We start from the raw sequence: 18459 nt of genomic DNA, 5'->3' as shown, positions 1-18459 counted from the left end.
CACCCGCTCCACTTCAGCTTTCCACGAACATCTACTTACCCCCAGGGAACGTTGTAAGGTCTCGTCCTGCTAACTGATTTCCTACACATTCCAAAATGCGCCGCATCGGAACAGGTGAACAAAAGGACGATTCCTTTACCCTTTGAGCAGCGCAGCGGCTGCCTCCATCTGTCCATGCTCGAAAGCTGCTGCGAAGTCATCTAATTCGTATGCGCGCAGCCCCACCTCAGGGCCAAGAGCCACCTTTCGCCAATTCACTACTGCAGCATAAATTTCGGCCATGATTGTTTGGGCCTGTTTTTGGTCCAATGAGAAGTAAGCCGACCGAGCCAGCAGCATATGGACATCGGTGATCGGACCGTCTTCCTCAGACAGCCATGTCTTGGATTCACGTTCTTTGTCTGGAAACGGATTGATGTCGAACGCAGGCGCAAGACGCCATAGTCCATGCTCCACATGCAGGAAACCATGGTTCTGCAAGTGATCGTCCACGTTGGTAATCAATAGATTGAACACGAGACGGCGCCAGAGTTGATGCAAATCCCGAGTAGGCGAGTGTCCGTAGGAACGGATGGCATCCGCAATTTCCGTGTAGCTGCGGTCTTCCTCGCGCGAGGCCTGCAACAGTGATGCCGCTGACTGGTATGAAGTGCGGCCATCATTGCCATCACGATCAAATCGTCGGATGACGGCCACGGGGACTTCGGCTAAGGAGACTATGCGAGCAGGGGCGGCATCGATGCCCGCCAACTGTGCCAGTTTCAACGCCAGGACTTCGCCACGCGTGACGCTGCGCGTGTCGTTCACGCTGGGGAACTTGCCGATGGCAAGCCTGCCGTCTCCGTCCACGATCGTGCATTTGGGGCGCATGCCACCAAGTGACGTGCCCTTGCCCTGCAGGTAGCGCAAATCTTCGACCGTCTCTTCTCCGCGCTCGACGGCGCGGCTGGCTTGGTAGATATGTTCGAGCTCTATCAACGGTGGGGTAGTGCGCCAACCCTCTGGTGCCGTTCTATGCCAGGTTCCATTCGGATCGCGCAGGCGCAGTGCGCCAATGCGGCTGAAGTCATCGACCGCCAGCAGATAATCTAATTCCGTCAGGGGCTGCAGTTTCGGGTCGGTGCGGCGACGCTTCGCATGGTCGCGGGCGATGACGCGACGGCCCCAGGCGTCGGGGGCTGTATCGGCTATTGCACCATGGAATACAGAGTCATGAGGCGAGGCTGCCTTGTGTGGCTGGTGACCAGGCATCAGCTGCAGGTCTGCCGATACGTTGAACCGATCAGGGCTGGTCAACCAGATCTCATCGTAGGCGAAAGCGCAGTTCTGGCGACGTCCTTGCTGGACGTACACGAGCGTGCCTAGCGGCAGGCCAGCCTTGCCGATGCATACCTGGACTTGTTGGCGGGTGGGAGCGGCGACGGGCATCACAGTGCTCCCGAAGAGCCGCCGGACTTGCTGCGCACGCGTTTGGGCAAGTGCTCGTCCATCAGCGTCAGTCCGATCTCGTCGTTTGACGTATCCAGCAGATGTTCAAGCGCGCGAATCTCGCCGAAGACATGTAGTGCGCGGGCAAAGAAGTGGATGGGCACCTTGACATCGCCTTTCTCCATCCGGCGCACGGTGGATAGGGACGCACCCATGCGCTCGGCAAGCGAGGCCTGAGAGATGTGGCGTCGCCTGCGAGCCAAGGAAATATCGCTGCCGAGCTTCCGTATCGCACGCTCAACGGGTAAAGGAAGGGGAGGGGTCATGATTAAAGTTCCCTTGAGAACATTAATTATAGATAGATGTTCTCAAAGGAGCAATTATGGCTCATAAGCTCAAGTAGTTCCAGAGGGTGACCAACAGCCTCAAACCGGTACATAATCCGGTACATTCCTGTTCCCCGAACAGGAATAGCCCTTGTGCAGCGTTAACGGTCGTGCGGTCGGTTAATGCGTTTCCGTGCAGCTTTGACGGTAGTGTGCCGCGAGACGATTTGTGCCCTCTCGAATCTGCCTGATCTCCGCATTGGCGTCGAACCCGCCTTCCGCCGGCGTCGCCCGCATATGCCCTGGTACCTCGGAAGTCCTCATGGCGACCAAGACGTGGTGATGAAGAAGAACCGTATCCAGCCATTCGGCCTCGTTGACGGTCAACAATGGCGTGAGCTGTGCTGCGCGTTTCTCGAAGGCTACCTTGTCCGTGAGCAGGCCCGGGGGCATCGGCGCAACAACGCCAACCGGTATGGTCGCCGCGTAGCCGCGGTCAGCCGCATAGTGAATTTCGGCGGCGAGCGTGGCCGCTGTGCGCAACGTTTGGCAATGGAGCTCTTCGCCTTTGGCGCGCCGCTCGGCCGATGCTCTCGCCGATAGCTCTTGCATGGCGAAAGGAAGCATGAAGTACGACGAAAGGGCGGTGCCGAGTGCTGTTGCAACGGCAATCACGACAGTCCAAAGAGCTGCGCTCGGAAGTGAACGGAGTTTCGGTGGTTCTTTCGGTCGGTCCACGAGCACTGTCTCCTAATCGCAAAGAGAAAGCGACATTGTGCCCTAGAGGCTGAGACTAGTACCCAAGGTCAGCGACACTTTGCGAGGGGCGAAAATAGTGTTCCGGAGCACTGAGAGGCTCACAAGTGCTAGGCGGCGCCGATGCTGTATCCCCCGAGTTCAGATGTGCGCAAGGATATTGACGAGCTTTCCAAACGGATCACGAACGTAGAATCGGCGCACCCCCCAAGGCTCGTCAACAGGCCCATATTCGATGGAGAATCCCGCATCTCTCATACGCTGGAATGTCGTGTCCACGTCGTCGACTTCGATCGATAGATCCGGCACAGGCGTTCCAGATCCGCCTTGCACTGCAAAGCTCAACTGGACAGTCATTTTTTCCGCCATGCGGCCATACGTCTGAAGCCAGCCGTGATCCATCAAAAGCTCCAGGCCGAGAATGTCTTGATAAAACGCGCGAGCTAGACTTGGGTCCGGCACGTCCAGGTTGGCCACTATACGTTTGACTTGCAATCTTGACTCCTTCTACCTCGCTGGCGAAGTTAGCAAAAAAGTTGCTTCAGCTATTTTAGAGAAAGCTGTCGAGAACACTGCAGCCTGAGCGCATCACTCCTCACAGCGTGCTTACTGTCGCAGCGCTGTTGCTATTACGTCGGCCAAGCCTCGTCCTGCGCTGCCGTCCTCATCCAGACGTGGGTTATAGATGGTGATCTCGATGCCGACCGCCTTACCGCTTGCTAACGCAATCCGAAGCGCGGCCCCTAGCGCATCCCACGACAGCCCGTCTGGTACGCGAAAATCGACAGCCGGCATGATGTCATCATCGAGGCAATCGGCGTCGAGATGAATGAAGAAACCGTCGAGCTCATCTCGGGTCAGGTGGTCGACCGCTTCTCGCGCGGCGGCCTCGATGCCCTTCGCCCGCACGGCCGGAAGATCAATCGCTTTGAGTTCTTTGGGGAGCGGCTGGCTGCCGTATTCCTCCTGGTCCTTATGATCGCGATACGCGAATGCGACAGCATCTTCGGGACGGACCAGCGGGCCGCGACCTTCAAGGTCGGTGAGTGTCGACGGGCCGTAGCCAGTGACCCACGCAAGGTCCATTGAGGCGCCTTCGCCATTCGGCTCCGCCTCAGGTTGAAAGAAATCGGCGTTGCCGTCGATGAAGAACAGGCCGTAGCGGCCGCGCCGTCGAAACGCGAGCATCGAGCCCAGCACAATGGTGCAGTCGCCGCCGAGCACCACCGGAAATTCTCCCGCGTCCAGTATCGTCTCCACGGCGTCGGCAAGTTGCGGCGACCACGCTGCAATTGCCTCGGCATTCAGGATGCCGGTGGTGGGATCGGGCGTAGGATTCTTGCGAGGCACAGCCACCCGCCCTGCGCGTCGCGCACGGATGCGCTGCGCGAGACCGAGTTCCAAAAGCCGATCGGGCAAGCGTTCCACGCCGTCGGTCGCCAAGCCCAGCGTAGAGGGGGCCTCGAGAATTGCATAAGAGAGGGTCTGCATTCGCACCTCCATTAGCAGCTATTTGCAGAGTAAGTCACTACCTTCCGCTCTTGCAACCGTTCAGGCCAGTCGGTGCCAGGACCGATACTTGCGCTAGGGTGTGAGTTATGCCGATCACGTCGATTTTGCAAGTCTGATATCTGACCGATAGCGAAACAGTGTGACTCTTTGTTCCAGTCACCGCATCCGCAATGACCGTTCAGGTATAAAAACTCGTACGTGTTCGAGTTTGTCCATTCAGCCCGCCATCCCTCAAGGAGAGCCCAGCCATGGCCAATATACCGAAAAGTCGTTCCGGTGCGTCCGTCAGCAAGAGCAAGTCCGACCGCCGTGGAAACGGTGATGAGCTTCACCAGGAAACAGGCGGGACGCACCCGCCGCTGACGACCAATCAGGGTATCCCGATCTCCGACAACCAGAATTCCTTGCACCCGACAACGCACGGACCGACATTGCTGGAAGATTTCGTCCTGCGCGAGAAGATCACGCATTTCGACCATGAACGTATTCCGGAGCGTATCGTCCATGCGCGCGGCTCTGCAGTCCATGGTCACTTTGAGTTGACCAAATCGCTGAAGAAATACACCACCGCCAAATTGCTGACGGAGATAGGTGCCAAGACTCCAGTCTTCGTCCGGTTCTCTACGGTGGCGGGCGGTGCCGGCTCGATCGACACACCACGCGATGTACGTGGTTTTGCCGTGAAGTTCTATACCCAGGAGGGTAACTTCGATCTGGTCGGCAACAATATTCCCGTGTTCTTCATTCAGGATGCCATCAAGTTTCCCGATCTGGTGCATGCGGTAAAGATGGAACCGGATCGCGGATTCCCCCAGGCGGCCACGGCCCACGACACATTCTGGGATTTCATTTCGCTCACCCCCGAATCGATGCACATGATCATGTGGGCAATGTCCGACCGGGCAATTCCACGCTCTCTGCGCATGATCGAGGGCTTTGGCGTTCACAGTTTCCGTCTGGTCAACGAGAAGGGAGAGAGCACGTTCGCCAAGTTCCATTGGCGGCCAAAGCTAGGCCTGCAATCGACCGTATGGGACGAGGCGGTGAAAATCGCGGGTGCCGATCCGGATTTCCATCGACGTGACTTGTTCGAGGCGATACAGCGGGGCGACTTCCCGCAATGGGAATTGGCCGTGCAGCTATTCACGGAAGAGGACGCGGCGAAGTTTCCCTTCGATCATCTCGACGCGACCAAATTGATTCCCGAAGAGACCGTGCCGCTCACCGTGATCGGGACCATGGTGCTCGATCGGTGGCCGGATAATTTCTTTGCGGAAACCGAACAGGTGGCGTTCTGTCCGGCCAATATCGTGCCGGGGATCGATTTCAGTAACGATCCTCTGCTGCAGGGGCGTTTGTTCTCGTACCTGGATACTCAGCTGTCCCGGCTCGGATCGCCGAACTTTCACCAGATTCCTGTCAACGCGCCGAAGTGTCCGTTCGCTAACCTGCAACGCGACGGTCATATGCAGATGCAGGTTCCCAAAGGGCGAGTGAACTACGAACCTAGTTCCTTGCAGGTCGATACGCCTCGAGAAACAGCGTCGGGCTTTCGCAGCTACGCGCAGCCCGCCGAGGATGGAACCAAGGGGCGCATCCGGCCGGAGAGTTTTGCCGACCATTACAGTCAGGCGCGATTGTTCTACAAGAGCCAGACTGCACCGGAGCAGGCACACATCGCCTCGGCGCTGGTGTTCGAGTTGTCAAAGGTGGAGACACTCCATGTTCGGGAAGCCATCGTGGGCCACCTGCGGCATATCGATAGCGGCCTGGCCAAGCGCGTGGCCGATGGTCTGGCGTTGGATAGCCTGCCGCCTGTGCCGCCAGCAGCCGTCAAGCCTCAGGATCTGCCACCCTCACCGGCATTGCAGATCATTGGCAAGATGAAGTCCACGCTGGAGGGGCGATCGATTGGTATCCTGATTGACGACGGCTCGGACGCGGCTGAGATTCAGTCGCTACGCCAGGCAGCGGAGGCGGCTGGGGCCTGTGTCACGATCGTTGCACCCAAGGTGGGCGGCGCTAAGCTCAGCGACGGGACCAAGCTGCCCGCCGACGGGCAGCTTGCGGGAACGCCATCGGTCGTCTTCGACGCGGTCGCCATCGTGCTGTCCGCCGAGGCCGGCAAGAAACTGGCCAAGGAGGCCGCGGCAGTTGACTGGGTGCGGGATGCCTACGGGCACCTCAAGGCGATTGCTGCCAGCGGGGGGGCGCAAGCGGTGCTGCAGGCAGGAGATGTGGCGAAGGATCCGGGCGTGGTAGGGGTCGACGATGTTCGCGGCTTTATCAAGGCAGCAAAGACGCGGCAATGGGACCGTGAGCCCAAGGTGCGAATGCTAGCTTGATCCCGTACCTATCTCGCAGCGAGGGTGTGCTGGCGCCTGCGTCCGTCGAAGACCTGGGCGGCGCCGCGCACTCAATTTCGCGAGGCAGCGATGTCGGAAACTATCCGGCGTCGAGCCGCGAGCCCGGGCTCGGACTGTTGTTTTACAAGCTCCACGATTGACCGCGGCGCGACATCCGGGCTGCCAGCATTGAAAGGCGGCGCCGGATCATATTCGAGCTGGAGTTGAATAGCCTGCGCTTGCTCAGCGCCCGCCAGTTCCGCGACCACGGTCAATCCGAAATCAATACCTGCTGTCACGCCGCCGCCTGTGATGATGTTGCCATCACGGACTACCCGTTCGTGAGTCGGAATGGCGCCCAGGGGCTCAAGCAACGAGTGAGCAGCCCAGTGCGTAGTCGCTCGCCGGCCATGCAGCAATCCTGCCGCACCCAACAATAGCGCGCCGGTGCACACAGACGTGATGTAACGGGCGCTGGCGGCTTTTCTTTGGACAAATTCGATTGTTTGACTGTCCTGCAGCAGGTCCGTTACGCCACGCCCGCCGGGCACACAAATAACGTCCAGCGGTGGGCAGTCTTCGTATGTGGTGGAGGGCGTCAGGATGAGGCCACTGCTGGACATAACCGGCTCACGCGTTTTCCAGATCAACTGGATCGTTGTGTCAGGCAGCGACGCGAGGACATCGTGAGGACCGGTCAGGTCCAGTTGTTGTACGTCGGGAAATACCAGAAATCCGATTTGAATCGTCATGAATATGCCTTTTTCAAAGGTAGTGGCGACGCGGGACAACGACGCAGCTCGAGATAGACAGATAGATTCTATGCGGGTAGCCTTTGGCGGAATTGCCAATTACCCCTCGATTTCTGCCAAGTCATGTCAAGCAAAACCCGATCCATTTTGCTGCTGGCGTTTCCGGACGTTCAATTGCTTGACGTCAGCGGGCCATTGCAGGTTTTTGCCTCGGCCAATGAACTCTTGGCAGCGCGAGGGCTCGCACGGCCCTATGCTCCCAGAGTCGTGTCAGCCGATGCCGGACTCGTGACCTCGTCCTCCGGCTTGGCCCTGCAGAGCCATTCTCTGCGTACCGTAAAGGGGCCGATCGACACGCTGGTGGTGCCAGGCGGGCGCGGCGTCTGCGCCGCGTCGGCGGATACGCGGCTGACTGATTGGATTCGGCGGCAAGTAGGCCGCTCCAGACGTATCGCCTCTGTGTGCTCCGGGGCGTTTCTGCTGGCAGAGGCCGGATTGCTGGATGGACGCCGCGTGGCAACGCATTGGTCGCGCTGCGACGAGCTCGCGAAACGCTATCCAACACTGCGCGTAGAGACGGATCCCATTTTCGTTCGCGACGGTGACGTCTGGACATCCGCCGGCGTGACCGCGGGCATCGATCTTGCCCTCGCGTTGTTGGAAGAGGACCTGGGGCGCTCGATGGCGCTTGAGGTCGCTCGTGAGCTCGTCGTCTTTCTGAAGCGGCCGGGAGGCCAGTCTCAGTTCAGTGCCACACTCTCGATGCAAAAGGCGAACGATCAGTTTGGCGAGTTGCACACGTGGATGGGAGAGCATCTGGGCTCCGACCTGTCCGTCCCTGCCTTAGCTAGACGGCTCCACATGAGCGAGCGCAGTTTCATGCGCCACTACAAAGCAGAAACGGGCATGACGCCTGCGCGTGCGGTTGAGAAACTTCGGGTCGAGACGGCACGGCGGTTGCTTGTCGACACGGCATGGTCGGCCAAACGTATCGCCGCCCGCTGCGGCTTTGGCAATGAGGAAGGCATGCGGCGCAGTTTCGTTCGGTTGCTACGGATCAGCCCCCAGGCGTACCGGGAGCGATTCTCGATTGCCTGACAGGCTTGGGCCGGGGCTGCTTTCCCGTTTACTTCCCACCCGTATAGTCTTTCATCACCTGGGTCATGAATTCTGCTTTAGCGACGCGGCCGTCACGGTTCGTGTCCATGGCCACAAACTGACTGTCGCTGACTTCTTTGGGGAAATCGTTTTTGCCGAGATAGCCGTCCGAATCCGCATCCAGTTTTCCGAAGGCTGCTGTCATGAAGGCTTGGTATTCAGTTTGGCTCACGTCGCCACTGCGGTCGGTGTCGAGTTGTTGGCGCTGCTCGGCCGTCAGTGAGGTCGATGCGGGAGGCGCCGCCGCTGCGGTGCAGAGAACGGGAAACAGGACAAGCGCACCAATTGCGCCCGAAAGTGTGGTTTTATTCATGGATGCTCCTTCAGTTCGCAGACGGCTTATCTCAGCGTGCTGCATTTGTATTTCTTCATGCCCTTCTCAATGTAGTCGGGCTCGCGGTGGCGCGCTTTCCAGAAATGCTGATTGGCGATCTTCATGAGCATAACTGCTTTTCCCATGGCCTCCAACCCTTCTGCGATAAGGACAGTATCAGATGCAAGCTAGTGAAATCATCGAAACCCTAGGCATGCAGCGCCATCCCGAGGGAGGTTGGTATGTTGAGACCTTTCGTGACGTACAGGGTGAAAGACGAGCCCATTCAACGGCTATCTACTATTTGCTTGAGGCCGGTGACAGTTCTCATTGGCATCGCGTTCGTGATGCGGCGGAAGTCTGGCACTTCTATGCCGGCGATCCATTGCTTCTCACGCTTTCCGACGGCGATAAGCTCGAAGATATTCGGCTCGGTACCGATTTCGCGAACGGCGAGCGGCCGCAAGCCGTGGTGCCGGCCGGTGTTTGGCAGGCTGCGCGACCCTTGGGACGTTTCACGCTGGTGGGTTGTACCGTCGCGCCCGGATTTGAGTATGCCAGTTTCGAGTTAGCTCCCTCCGATTGGAGTCCCCGAGGGCGTTAGTGGGGCTGGATCTATCATGCTTTGAATGCCGTCAGGCCGATAGAGCACACGGCTCGCGATGAACTGGCGCAGCACGCCACACGTGTAGCGGCCCGCCCATTGCTCCAGAAAATTCGTGAAATGATCCTTTGCGTCCTGATTGGCGTGATCTGAAATCACTCGCATGACTGCGTAGGGAACGCCGAACTCGTAGCACACCTGGGCCATGGCGCTGCCTTCCATCTCGACACAAAGCACCTCGGGTAGTCGCTGGTGTATCTCGGTGCCGCCAGCCGGGTCACTCACGAAAATATCGCCTGTTGCGATGAGGCCATGGTGCGCGCGAGGAGGTCGTACGTCAACGGCCTGCCCCGACGGGACTTGACCGCTCGCGGTGAGCGCTTCCAAATACGTTTCCGAATGCGTCATGAGCGCCAGGCTCAGAGCTGGGTCAGGTTCGAATCGCGACAGACCCAGCATCGGTACCTCGTATCGATCAAACAGGGGGCGGGCATCCAGATCATGCTGCATCAGGCTGCTTGCCACCACGATGTCGCCGATCTGTACTGAATGATGGATACCGCCTGCCAATCCGGCAAAAACGATCTCTGTCACGTTGAATTTTTCTATCAGAATAGTCGTTGTCGTTGCTGCTGCAACCTTGCCAATACGACTCAACACCACCACGCAGGGCTGGCCTGCAATTTCTCCCAGGTAGAAGTCGCGCATGGCAACTTTCTGCACAGACATGGATGATCCCATGGCCAAAACAAGACCTTCCAACTCTTTGGGCACGGCGGCCATGATGGCCAGTCTTTCTGTTGGCGTTGCCATTGTCAATTCCTATAGGGCAGGGACGATTGAGAATACCAACGCCGATACCGTGGCGCCATGTAATTGGAGCCGATTCCGCGCGATCCCTTCAAATTGCGCACCAGATTTGCGAGCCACCGCTTCGCTTGCTGTGTTGCCTACCGCAATCACGATCTCTACGCGTTGCATGCCCAGGGTATTGAATGCATATGGCGCCAAAGCCTGCACGGTACGCAACGCCACACCCTGTCGTTGAGCGGATTGTCGTACCCAATAGCCTAAATTGCAGAAGAAATATTGACGATTAATCGAGTTTAGTCCCGCCCCTCCCAGGAGTTCCCCCGTCTTTTCGGAAAAGATACCCAGCTCGTATCCTGTCTCGGCGCGAATACTCGCACGGCATTGCTTGAACCACGCGAGCGCATCTTGTTCGGAAAACGAGGACGTGCACCACGGCATCCATCGCCCAACGGTCTCAACAGACTCCCGCGTCGCGCGGGCGAAGTCCTTTGCGTCACTGTTCCGAAAACTACGGAAAATTAGTCCTTCAAAGGTAATTGAAGACATAAGTAGCTCAGTGCTGGTTTTCTCGCTTAATAAGCATCAGCTGGATCAGATCAACCCTGCGACGTTGATCGCCCTTGCTCCGCAAACCTGAACCAGCTCGTAATCGTGACTGGCGAACAGCACCACGCGATCCTCAGACCAGATCCGGAACTGTTCGGCCAGTGCGGCGCGGGCTTGTGCGTCCAGCCCGTTGCTGGGGCCATCTGCGATGATGACAGCCGGGTCGCCAATGGCGGCGGCCGTCAGAAAGACTTTGCGGCGAGTCCCTGTCGACATTTGATCGAAGCGCTTGTCCAGATGAGGCGCCAACCCTAGCCGATAAGCGAGGTCGAGCACGGCCTCGTCTAGGGACGCATTTTTTTCCCGAGCCACCTGCTCGAGCAAACCTCTGCCCGTCTGCTCGGGAAATGCCAGGCAATTGTCGGGCACGTAGGCTACGCGGGACTTTGCCTGTTCAGGGGCGTTGATGATCGAATGCCCGTCGATCCAGACGTCTCCTTCATCCGGTGCAAGGACGCCTGCGATAATGCGCAGCAAACTGGATTTGCCTGTGCTGTCTTCTTCGCATAGCGCTACACAACCAGAGGGAAAAGATTGCGTCAGCCCCTGAAATACGAGGTGATCGCCATAGCGTTTGCTGAGGTTGTCGATGCGTAGCATATTGGATGTATGTGCTGATGTTCAGGTCATGCAGGGTCTGGGCCATTAATCCGGCAGGGCGTAAGCCACCAGATAGTCACCCATCTTGGTGCCGAACGAGGCATGGCCACCGGCCATGACGACCACATATTGTTTGCCATTGACGGCATAGGTCATCGGCGTAGCCTGGCCGCCTGCTGGTAGACGTCCTTCCCACAATAGCTTGCCGTTGCTGACGTCAAAGGCGCGCAGATAGTCATCCTGCGTGGCCGCGACGAACATCACGTTCCCGGCGGTCGAGATGGGGCCGCCCAGGCCCGGTACGCCGATCTTCAGGGGAGGTAATTGGAATAGCTGTGGCAGGCTGTCACGAATGGTGCCAATGCGTTTTTTCCATACCACCTGGTGATTCTGCAGATCCACGCCAGCGACATAGCCCCACGCAGGCTCCTTGCACGGCAGGCCCAGCGGTGACAGGAAAGGATTCAGCTCCACGCCATACGGTACGCCGTACATGGGCTGTACGCCGCTTTCCGTGCCCGCTCCTTTCTCGGTCACGGGGCGGTTCGCGTCTTCGGGTATGAGCTTGGAGACAAAGGGCAGGCCGATCGGATTCATCAACGCTACCTGGCGGTCCTGGTTCACCGACATGCCGCCCCACTCGAACACGCCCAGGTTCCCCGGGAACACCAGCGTGCCGTTCTCCGACGGCGGAGTGTAGATGCCGTCGTAGTTCAGGCGCTTGAATATCACCCGGCACATGAGCTGGTCGAGCATCGTGGCGCCCCACATATCCTTATCGGTGAGCTTGTCTTGTGGCGCCAGGTTCAGCGTGGAGAAGGGTTGTGTGGGGGCGTAGCGCTCGCCCTGAGTTTGCGGGCCGCGTGCCACAGTTTGCGGCACGGGTTTTTCCGTCACGGGCACGATAGGCTGGCCGTTGCGGCGGTCAAGCACGAATACGTTGCCGGTCTTGGTGAGCACATAGATTGCCGGGACGGTTTGGCCGTTCGCCAGTGCTACGTCCATGAGTGACGGTTGCGCGGGCACGTCCATGTCCCACAGGTCGTGGTGTGTCGTCTGGAAATGCCAGATGAGGCGCCCCGTGGTGGCGTCCAGCGCCAGCATGGAGTTGGCATAGCGCTCTTTCAGCGCGTCGCGGTCGCCGCCCCAGATGTCGGGGGTACCCACGCCAGTCGGGACGTAGACGAGGTCGCTCTGTGCATCGTAGGCCAGCGGCGCCCAGGCGTTGGGCGAGTTGTGCACGAATGGTGTGGACTCGCCTGGCATGGCGTTCGGGTCTTGCGCGCCGGTGTCGAACACCCATTTCAGCGCACCGGTGCGTACGTCGTAGCCGCGAATCACGCCGGATGGCTCTTTGTTGGAAAAGTTGTCCGTGACCGAGCCGCCTATGACGATGGTGGTCGCGGTCACTACCGGCGGCGAGGTCGGGTTGTAGCCGCCAGGATAGGCATGAGGCATGCTTTTTTGCAGGTCGATCTCACCATCGTTGCCGAAGTCGCTGCATTTCTGGCCGTTGTCGGCGTTCACGGCGATCAGGCGACCGTCGTTGGCGGGAAGCAATAGCTTCCGTGGGCAGAGAGTAGACGCAGCGCTGTCACCCTTGGCCAAGCTGGCCGGGAAACGCTCGGTGTTGCCGGCGTCGTGGTAGGACACACCGCGGCAGGTCAGATGCTGAAAGGTCTTGTCGGCTTTCAGTTTCGGGTCGTAGCGCCATAGGCGTTTGCCGGTGGCGGCATCGAGCGCGTCGAGAAACTGATGGGGGGTGCACAGAAATAGCTTGTCGCCGACTTTGATGGGCGTGACTTCGTTGGTGGTCTCGCCGGAGTCGTTCTCGGTACGAAAATCGCCTGTGCGATAAGTCCATGCGACTTGCAGGTTTTTGACGTTACTGTCGTTGATCTGCGCCAGCGGCGAGTAGCGTACGCCGCCCTCGGTACGCCCATAGGACGGCCAGTCCTCGGCGGCTACGCCGGATACGGGCTTTGCCTCGGCCGGTTGCGCGCGGCTCAGTGTGCCGTTGATCTCCTGCGGGTCGTTGAATATGCTGTACCCCAGCACGCCCAGCATGGCTATCATTGCTATGCCGATCGCGGTTTTCGCGGGGCGGGGCGCGGCAAATCCACGCGTTGCTGGCGGCAGCAGCAGCCATAGGCCCAGCAGGAAAAGCAGGTCATAGCGCGGCGCCAACGCCCAGAAATCGGTCCCGGCTTCCCATACCCCCCAGACGACGGTGGCCGCCAGCACCAGCGCGTAAAGCCACAATCCCGTCTCACGATTGCGCCACAGCAGCCCCGCGCACACCAGCAGCACAATGCCCAGCACGGCGTAATACCACGAGCCGTCCAGCGTCGCCAACCAGACGCCACCCACTAGAGAATAGAGCGCAATGAGCAGCAAGATTACCCAGCCGATGGTCTGGGCCACGCTCCTGTATTGACCGTTGGTATTCATGGCGGTGATCCTTTAGGAGTGAGATCAACAACCCTTCCATCATACCGGTTCGTAGTACAACGGTACTCGGCCATTTTGAACACGCCGTTACAGCCACCACCTGTGCGGTGGCTGTGCGGGGCGTGGTTGCTCAAGCCATCGCGCCGGCTCGGCCAGGCGCGTTATTCGCCGAACTTGATGCCCTGGGCGAGCGGCAGTTGGCGTGTATAGTTGATCGTGTTGGTGGCGCGGCGCATGTAATTGCGCCATGCGTCCGAACCGGATTCCCGACCGCCGCCCGTTTCCTTTTCACCGCCGAACGCGCCACCAATTTCAGCGCCCGAGGTGCCGATGTTCACATTGGCGATACCGCAGTCGGAGCCCGACGCCGACAGGAAGGTTTCGGCTTCGCGCAGATCATTGGTGAAGATGGCCGATGACAGGCCTTGCGGTACACCGTTGTGCAGCGCCAGCGCCGCGTTGAAATCGGTGTAGCGCATGACGTAGAGGATAGGCGCGAAGGTTTCGTGACACACTACGTCGGTCTGGCCGGGCATCTCGGCGATGGCTGGGCGTACGTACCAGGCATCCGGGTATTCATCGGCCAGCACGCGTTCGCCGCCGGTCACCTTGCCGCCCTGTTCGCGCGCGGCTTTCAGCGCCACCTGCATACTGTCGAACGACGCGCGGTCGATCAGCGGGCCGACCAGTTTGGTCGCATCCAGCGGATTGCCGATAGGTGCGCTGGCATAGGCTTTGTGCAGACGCTGCAACAGATCCTCGGCCACGCTTTCGTGCACGATCAGGCGGCGCGTGGTGGTGCAGCGCTGACCCGCCGTACCGATGGCGCCGAACACGATCCCGCGCGCGGCCATGTCCAAGTCAGCCGTCGGGCCGACGATGATGGCATTGTTGCCGCCCAACTCCAGCAGCACGCGGCCGAAACGCTGGGCCACGCGGGGCCCCACTTGGCGGCCCATGCGGGTCGATCCGGTGGCCGACACCAATGCTACGGTAGGCGAGTCCACCAGCGCTTCCCCGATGTCGCGGCCACCGATCAGCACTTCCACCAAGCCGGCGGGCGTATCGCCGAAGCGCTGCGTGGCCTGGGCAAAGAGTGCCTTGCAGGCCAGCGCGGTCAGCGGCGTTTTCTCCGACGGTTTCCACACTACGGCATTGCCGCAGACGAGTGCCAGCGCTGCGTTCCATGACCACACGGCGACCGGGAAATTAAAGGCGCTGATCACGCCGACCACGCCCAGCGGATGCCAGGTCTCCATCATGCGGTGGCCAGGGCGCTCAGACGCGATGGTCAAGCCATACAGCTGGCGTGACAGGCCCACCGCGAAATCGCAGATATCGATCATTTCCTGCACTTCGCCTTCGCCCTCCGCGATGATTTTGCCGGCTTCCAGGCTGACCAGACGGCCCAATTCGCGCTTATGCTGGCGCAGAATCTCGCCGAACAGACGCACCAGTTCGCCGCGGCGCGGCGCTGGGACGTCACGCCAAACCAAGCTGGCCTGATGCGCGCGCGTGATGGCGGTGTGGGCCTGCGCGGCGCTGTGTTCGTGCACCCGGGCCAGTTCGGCGCCGTCGATGGGGCTGCGCGCGCTCAGCGTTCCTCCAGTCAGCGAATCCGCATTCAGGCCGAGCGCTCGCAAGATTTCTTGGGGGGTGTCCATGCCAGTTCCTTCGCTTTTTAAGGGTTATGCCTAAGTGGCGATTCTGGAAAAAAATTTACTATACGAAACTCTGGCGTGAAATGCGAAACCTTTTCTGCAGGGGACTCTGTGACGGATCCGTTGTTGGTTGTGCAGGCAGTCACCAAGACCTATCAGCGTGATGGGCAGGCCCCTCATCGCGCGCTGGACACCATCAATTGCGAGCTCGGCAGGGGTGAGGTGATGGCTGTTGTGGGGCCGTCGGGCTCTGGCAAGAGCACCTTGCTGCGTACCCTAAACGGCTTGGAAAGCATTGATAGCGGCACGATCTGCGTGGAGGGTGTGTCGCTCACCGATCCGACCACCGACGTCAATCTCTGGCGTACTGAGGTGGGCATGGTGTTCCAGCATTTCAACCTGTTCCAGCACCGCACGGCGCTGGACAATGTCGTGCTGCCTCAACGAGTGGTGCGAGGACGCAGCCGCACCGAAGCCGAGCGCCACGCCCGCGAACTGCTGGGCCGCGTCGGCATGGCCGATTATGGTGATCGTTACCCGAGCCAGCTGTCCGGCGGCCAGCAACAACGCGTCGCTATCGCCCGCGCGTTGGCCATGGATCCCAAGCTGATGCTGTTCGATGAAGCAACCTCGGCGCTCGATCCGGAAACGGTGGGCGGCATTCTGGAATTAATGCGCACGTTGGCGAGCGAGGGCATGACTATGGCCGTCGTAACTCATGAAATGAACTTTGCTCGCGACGTGGCAGACCGCGCTCTGTTCATGGACGCTGGCCGTATCGTCGAAATGGGTACGCCTGAAGATGTTCTCTGCCATCCCAGAGAGGCGCGCACGCGCGCGTTCCTGGAGATGGTTCTGTAGTTCCAGCAGCAAAGAAGCAAACAAGAAGCAAGGGGCGCGCGTGGCGCTGTCCCCGGAATGATAGAAATCCATTCATCACAGGGGTTAGACATGCTGAAAATTAAACAATGGCTAGGCGTGGCGGGTTTCGCGTTGGCAGCTGCGGCGGTCAGCGTGCCGGCACAGGCCGACGAACTGGCGGACATCCTCAAGCGCGGCGAGCTGCGGGTGGCGGTCCAGACGTCAGGCCCGCTCATGAGCTTCATGGACAAAACCGGCAAGCGCACCGGTCTGGCTGTGGAAGTGGCCAAGCGCATGGCCGACGACCTGGGCGTAAAGCTGGTACTACAGGACTATGAGTGGAAGGGCCTGATTCCCGCACTGCTGTCGGGCAAGGCCGACATGGTCGCTGCCGACATGACGCCCACGCCGCAGCGCGCGGCCCAGGTGCTGTTCTCGCTGCCCATGTTCTACGCCGACACGGTGGCAGTCGTCCCCAAGGACTCGCCGTATAAGTCGTATGGTGAACTCGACAAGGAGGGCGTGACCGTCGGCGCGTTGGGGGCCAGCACGTATGCGGAGGTAGGCAAGAAAATGTTGCCCAAGGCCACTCTGAAAGAGTTTTCGGGCGGTAGCGCTCCAGTGGGGCAAGCCCTGTCCAGCGGCCGGTTGGACGCGGGCATCATGTCGTTATCCACCGCCAACCAGTTTCTCGCCGACTTCGGCACCCTGCGGGTGCTGGACGGTGTCATGGTGCGTGAGCCCCTGGCCTTTGCCGTGGGCCCCAATGCCGTGCGCCTGAAGTTCTGGCTGGATAACTGGCAGACCCTGAAGACTGCCGATAACTCGCTGCCTGAACTGGTCAAGTATTGGTATTCCACCGAATGGAAGAAAGAGCACTGAGCTCATGGACTGGCTGATCGATTTTTATAACTGGCGCATCGTCAGCCAGTACGCAGGCGAGTTTGCGACCGGCCTGGGTAACACTCTCATTGCAGCGGGCGCGAGCCTCGTGTTGTCGGTGTTGGCGGGCATTCCGATAGCACTTGCCCATATGTCGTCACGGGGCATTGTTTGGCGTCCCGTAGCGGCTTATGTGCAGTTCATCCGTTCGACTCCGCTCCTGGTGCAGATCTACCTGGTCTACTATGCCGTGCCATACCTGGTGCCAGGGGCCAAAGGCTGGAGCGAGATGCTGCTGGGTATCATCGCAATGACGCTGCACCACGCTGCCTACATGAGCGAAATCATTCGCGTGGGCATCGAATCTGTGCCGCGCGGTCAGATCGACGGTGCCAAGGCCTGCGGCATGAATTACCGCCAGCGTTTGCGCTACGTCGTGCTGCCACAGGCCTTCGTCAATACGTTGCCACCGCTGCTAGGCCAGACCGCGGTGCTGATCAAGGATACGTCCTTGCTGTCATTGATCACCGTATTCGAACTGGTCGCCGCTGGCGTGCAAATGAACAGCGACCGTATCGTACCCAGTGAGAGTTTCTTGACCATCGCGGCGGGCTATCTGTTGATCTACGGTTGCATGCTGCTGTTGTCCAAGGGCGTGAGTCTCTGGCTAGCGGGTCCTGCCTGGAACGCGAGGTGATCATGCTGGACTCCTATCTTTCCGCCGCGGGCGTCGTGCTGCCCTTCCTGTTGAAAGGCTTCTGGGAAACGCTGAAGGTTTCCTTCGTGGCTATCATCGCCGGCTCGCTGCTGGGATTCGTCATCGGCGTGATCCGCAGTTATCGCATCTGCGGCGTGCATCAGTTGCTGGGGTTGTACATCCACCTTTTGCGCGGTACGCCGTTTCTGGTGCAGCTGTACATCTTCTATTTTGTGCTGCCCAGCACCGGCATCGAACTCCTGCATTGGGATTCCGCCACAGCGGCGTTCGTGTCGCTGTCTGTCTACACGTCCTGCTATGTGGCAGAGATCGTCATGGGCGCTATCCAATCGGTACCGCGTGGCCAGACCGAGGGCGCGATGACGCTCGGCCTCAAACCTCTCCAAATCCTGTGGCTGGTCATTCTGCCGCAGGCCATGCGTCTCATCGTGCAACCGATGAGCGGCGTCTACGTCATGTTGATCAAGAGCACGGCCATTCTGTCGGTGGTCGGCATCACCGAACTGACGCGGCAGGGTGAAGTGTTCATCATTACTTTCCCGTCCAAATCGCTCTTTATCTACGGCATGATCGCGGCCATCTATTTCATCTACTGCTACCCGCTGCTGCGCCTGGCCAACTGGCTTGAAAAGCGGCTGGCCGGCGGCCTGCAGGGCGCAAGCCTGCACTGAGA

Annotated in this window: 19 protein-coding genes; 7 read left to right on the top strand and 12 right to left on the bottom strand. The window is 59.5% G+C overall.

What is annotated here, in order from left to right:
- Positions 1–135: 135 nt before the first annotated feature.
- From ACNA0J_RS09010 to ACNA0J_RS08990, 5 genes are all read right to left on the bottom strand, one after another.
- A complete protein-coding gene (locus tag ACNA0J_RS09010; protein WP_415818590.1) occupies positions 136–1428 on the bottom strand; it encodes a type II toxin-antitoxin system HipA family toxin in 1293 nt (430 codons plus the stop codon).
- Positions 1428–1754 carry a helix-turn-helix domain-containing protein gene (locus ACNA0J_RS09005; protein ID WP_415818588.1) on the bottom strand — a complete coding sequence of 109 codons (327 nt, stop codon included), beginning with the start codon at positions 1752–1754 and terminating at the stop codon, positions 1428–1430. The genes ACNA0J_RS09010 and ACNA0J_RS09005 overlap by 1 nt, the downstream gene beginning before the upstream one ends.
- Before the next feature lie 180 nt (positions 1755–1934).
- Positions 1935–2492 carry a hypothetical protein gene (locus ACNA0J_RS09000; protein ID WP_415818586.1) on the bottom strand — a complete coding sequence of 186 codons (558 nt, stop codon included), beginning with the start codon at positions 2490–2492 and terminating at the stop codon, positions 1935–1937.
- 159 nt (positions 2493–2651) lie between these two features.
- Positions 2652–3005, bottom strand: coding sequence for a VOC family protein (locus ACNA0J_RS08995; RefSeq protein ID WP_415818584.1), 354 nt, complete (start codon positions 3003–3005; stop codon positions 2652–2654).
- Positions 3006–3116: 111 nt separating this feature from the next.
- A complete protein-coding gene (locus ACNA0J_RS08990; protein ID WP_415818582.1) occupies positions 3117–4001 on the bottom strand; it encodes an arginase family protein in 885 nt (294 codons plus the stop codon).
- 269 nt (positions 4002–4270) lie between these two features.
- Here ACNA0J_RS08990 and ACNA0J_RS08985 point away from each other — a divergent pair, with 269 nt between their 5' ends.
- On the top strand, positions 4271–6367 hold the full coding sequence (locus tag ACNA0J_RS08985) for a catalase (RefSeq protein WP_415818580.1): 2097 nt from the start codon (positions 4271–4273) through the stop codon (positions 6365–6367).
- A 71-nt stretch (positions 6368–6438) separates the two neighbouring features.
- Here the strand turns inward: ACNA0J_RS08985 and ACNA0J_RS08980 are convergent, their stop codons facing one another.
- Positions 6439–7119: a DJ-1/PfpI family protein gene (locus tag ACNA0J_RS08980; RefSeq protein WP_415818578.1), complete on the bottom strand. Its 681-nt coding sequence runs from the start codon at positions 7117–7119 to the stop codon at positions 6439–6441.
- A gap of 123 nt (positions 7120–7242) precedes the next feature.
- Here ACNA0J_RS08980 and ACNA0J_RS08975 point away from each other — a divergent pair, with 123 nt between their 5' ends.
- On the top strand, positions 7243–8217 hold the full coding sequence (locus ACNA0J_RS08975; RefSeq protein WP_415818576.1) for a GlxA family transcriptional regulator: 975 nt from the start codon (positions 7243–7245) through the stop codon (positions 8215–8217).
- Positions 8218–8245: 28 nt separating this feature from the next.
- Here ACNA0J_RS08975 and ACNA0J_RS08970 read toward each other — a convergent pair whose 3' ends face one another.
- On the bottom strand, positions 8246–8590 hold the full coding sequence (locus ACNA0J_RS08970; RefSeq protein WP_415818574.1) for an EF-hand domain-containing protein: 345 nt from the start codon (positions 8588–8590) through the stop codon (positions 8246–8248).
- Between the two features lie 181 nt (positions 8591–8771).
- On the opposite strand from ACNA0J_RS08970, the gene ACNA0J_RS08965 reads away from it, so the two are divergent.
- A complete protein-coding gene (locus ACNA0J_RS08965) occupies positions 8772–9194 on the top strand; it encodes a cupin domain-containing protein (protein WP_415818572.1) in 423 nt (140 codons plus the stop codon).
- Here ACNA0J_RS08965 and ACNA0J_RS08960 read toward each other — a convergent pair.
- The 5 genes from ACNA0J_RS08960 to amaB form a co-directional block, all read right to left on the bottom strand.
- Complete coding sequence (locus ACNA0J_RS08960; RefSeq protein WP_415818570.1) at positions 9159–10007, bottom strand: 5'-methylthioadenosine/adenosylhomocysteine nucleosidase; 849 nt, start codon at positions 10005–10007, stop codon at positions 9159–9161. The two genes, ACNA0J_RS08965 and ACNA0J_RS08960, sit on opposite strands and share 36 nt — an antisense overlap.
- A 9-nt stretch (positions 10008–10016) precedes the next feature.
- Positions 10017–10553, bottom strand: coding sequence for a GNAT family N-acetyltransferase (locus tag ACNA0J_RS08955; protein ID WP_415818568.1), 537 nt, complete (start codon positions 10551–10553; stop codon positions 10017–10019).
- Between the two features lie 45 nt (positions 10554–10598).
- Positions 10599–11213, bottom strand: coding sequence for an ABC transporter ATP-binding protein (locus tag ACNA0J_RS08950; protein ID WP_415818566.1), 615 nt, complete (start codon positions 11211–11213; stop codon positions 10599–10601).
- 45 nt (positions 11214–11258) lie between these two features.
- On the bottom strand, positions 11259–13664 hold the full coding sequence (locus ACNA0J_RS08945; RefSeq protein ID WP_415818564.1) for a glucose/quinate/shikimate family membrane-bound PQQ-dependent dehydrogenase: 2406 nt from the start codon (positions 13662–13664) through the stop codon (positions 11259–11261).
- Positions 13665–13825: 161 nt separating this feature from the next.
- Entirely contained in the window at positions 13826–15328 is a 1503-nt protein-coding gene (amaB, locus tag ACNA0J_RS08940) for an L-piperidine-6-carboxylate dehydrogenase (protein WP_415818562.1), read from the bottom strand.
- Positions 15329–15436: 108 nt separating this feature from the next.
- Between amaB and ACNA0J_RS08935 the strand changes: the two genes are divergently transcribed.
- From ACNA0J_RS08935 to ACNA0J_RS08920, 4 genes are all read left to right on the top strand, one after another.
- Positions 15437–16186 carry an amino acid ABC transporter ATP-binding protein gene (locus tag ACNA0J_RS08935; protein ID WP_415818560.1) on the top strand — a complete coding sequence of 250 codons (750 nt, stop codon included), beginning with the start codon at positions 15437–15439 and terminating at the stop codon, positions 16184–16186.
- A gap of 90 nt (positions 16187–16276) precedes the next feature.
- Complete coding sequence (locus ACNA0J_RS08930; RefSeq protein ID WP_415818558.1) at positions 16277–17068, top strand: ABC transporter substrate-binding protein; 792 nt, start codon at positions 16277–16279, stop codon at positions 17066–17068.
- Between the two features lie 4 nt (positions 17069–17072).
- On the top strand, positions 17073–17765 hold the full coding sequence (locus ACNA0J_RS08925; protein ID WP_415818556.1) for an amino acid ABC transporter permease: 693 nt from the start codon (positions 17073–17075) through the stop codon (positions 17763–17765).
- A 2-nt stretch (positions 17766–17767) separates the two neighbouring features.
- Positions 17768–18457, top strand: a complete 690-nt coding sequence (locus ACNA0J_RS08920; RefSeq protein WP_415818554.1) for an amino acid ABC transporter permease — start codon at positions 17768–17770, stop codon at positions 18455–18457.
- The last annotated feature ends 2 nt before the right edge of the window (positions 18458–18459 follow it).

The sequence above is a fragment of the Bordetella tumbae genome (assembly GCF_965139195.1).
In the GTDB taxonomy this organism is placed as follows: Bacteria; Pseudomonadota; Gammaproteobacteria; order Burkholderiales; family Burkholderiaceae_B; genus Bordetella_A; species Bordetella_A tumbae.
Note: the sequence above shows the minus strand (reverse complement) of the source record. Positions and strands in the feature narration are given on the sequence as shown.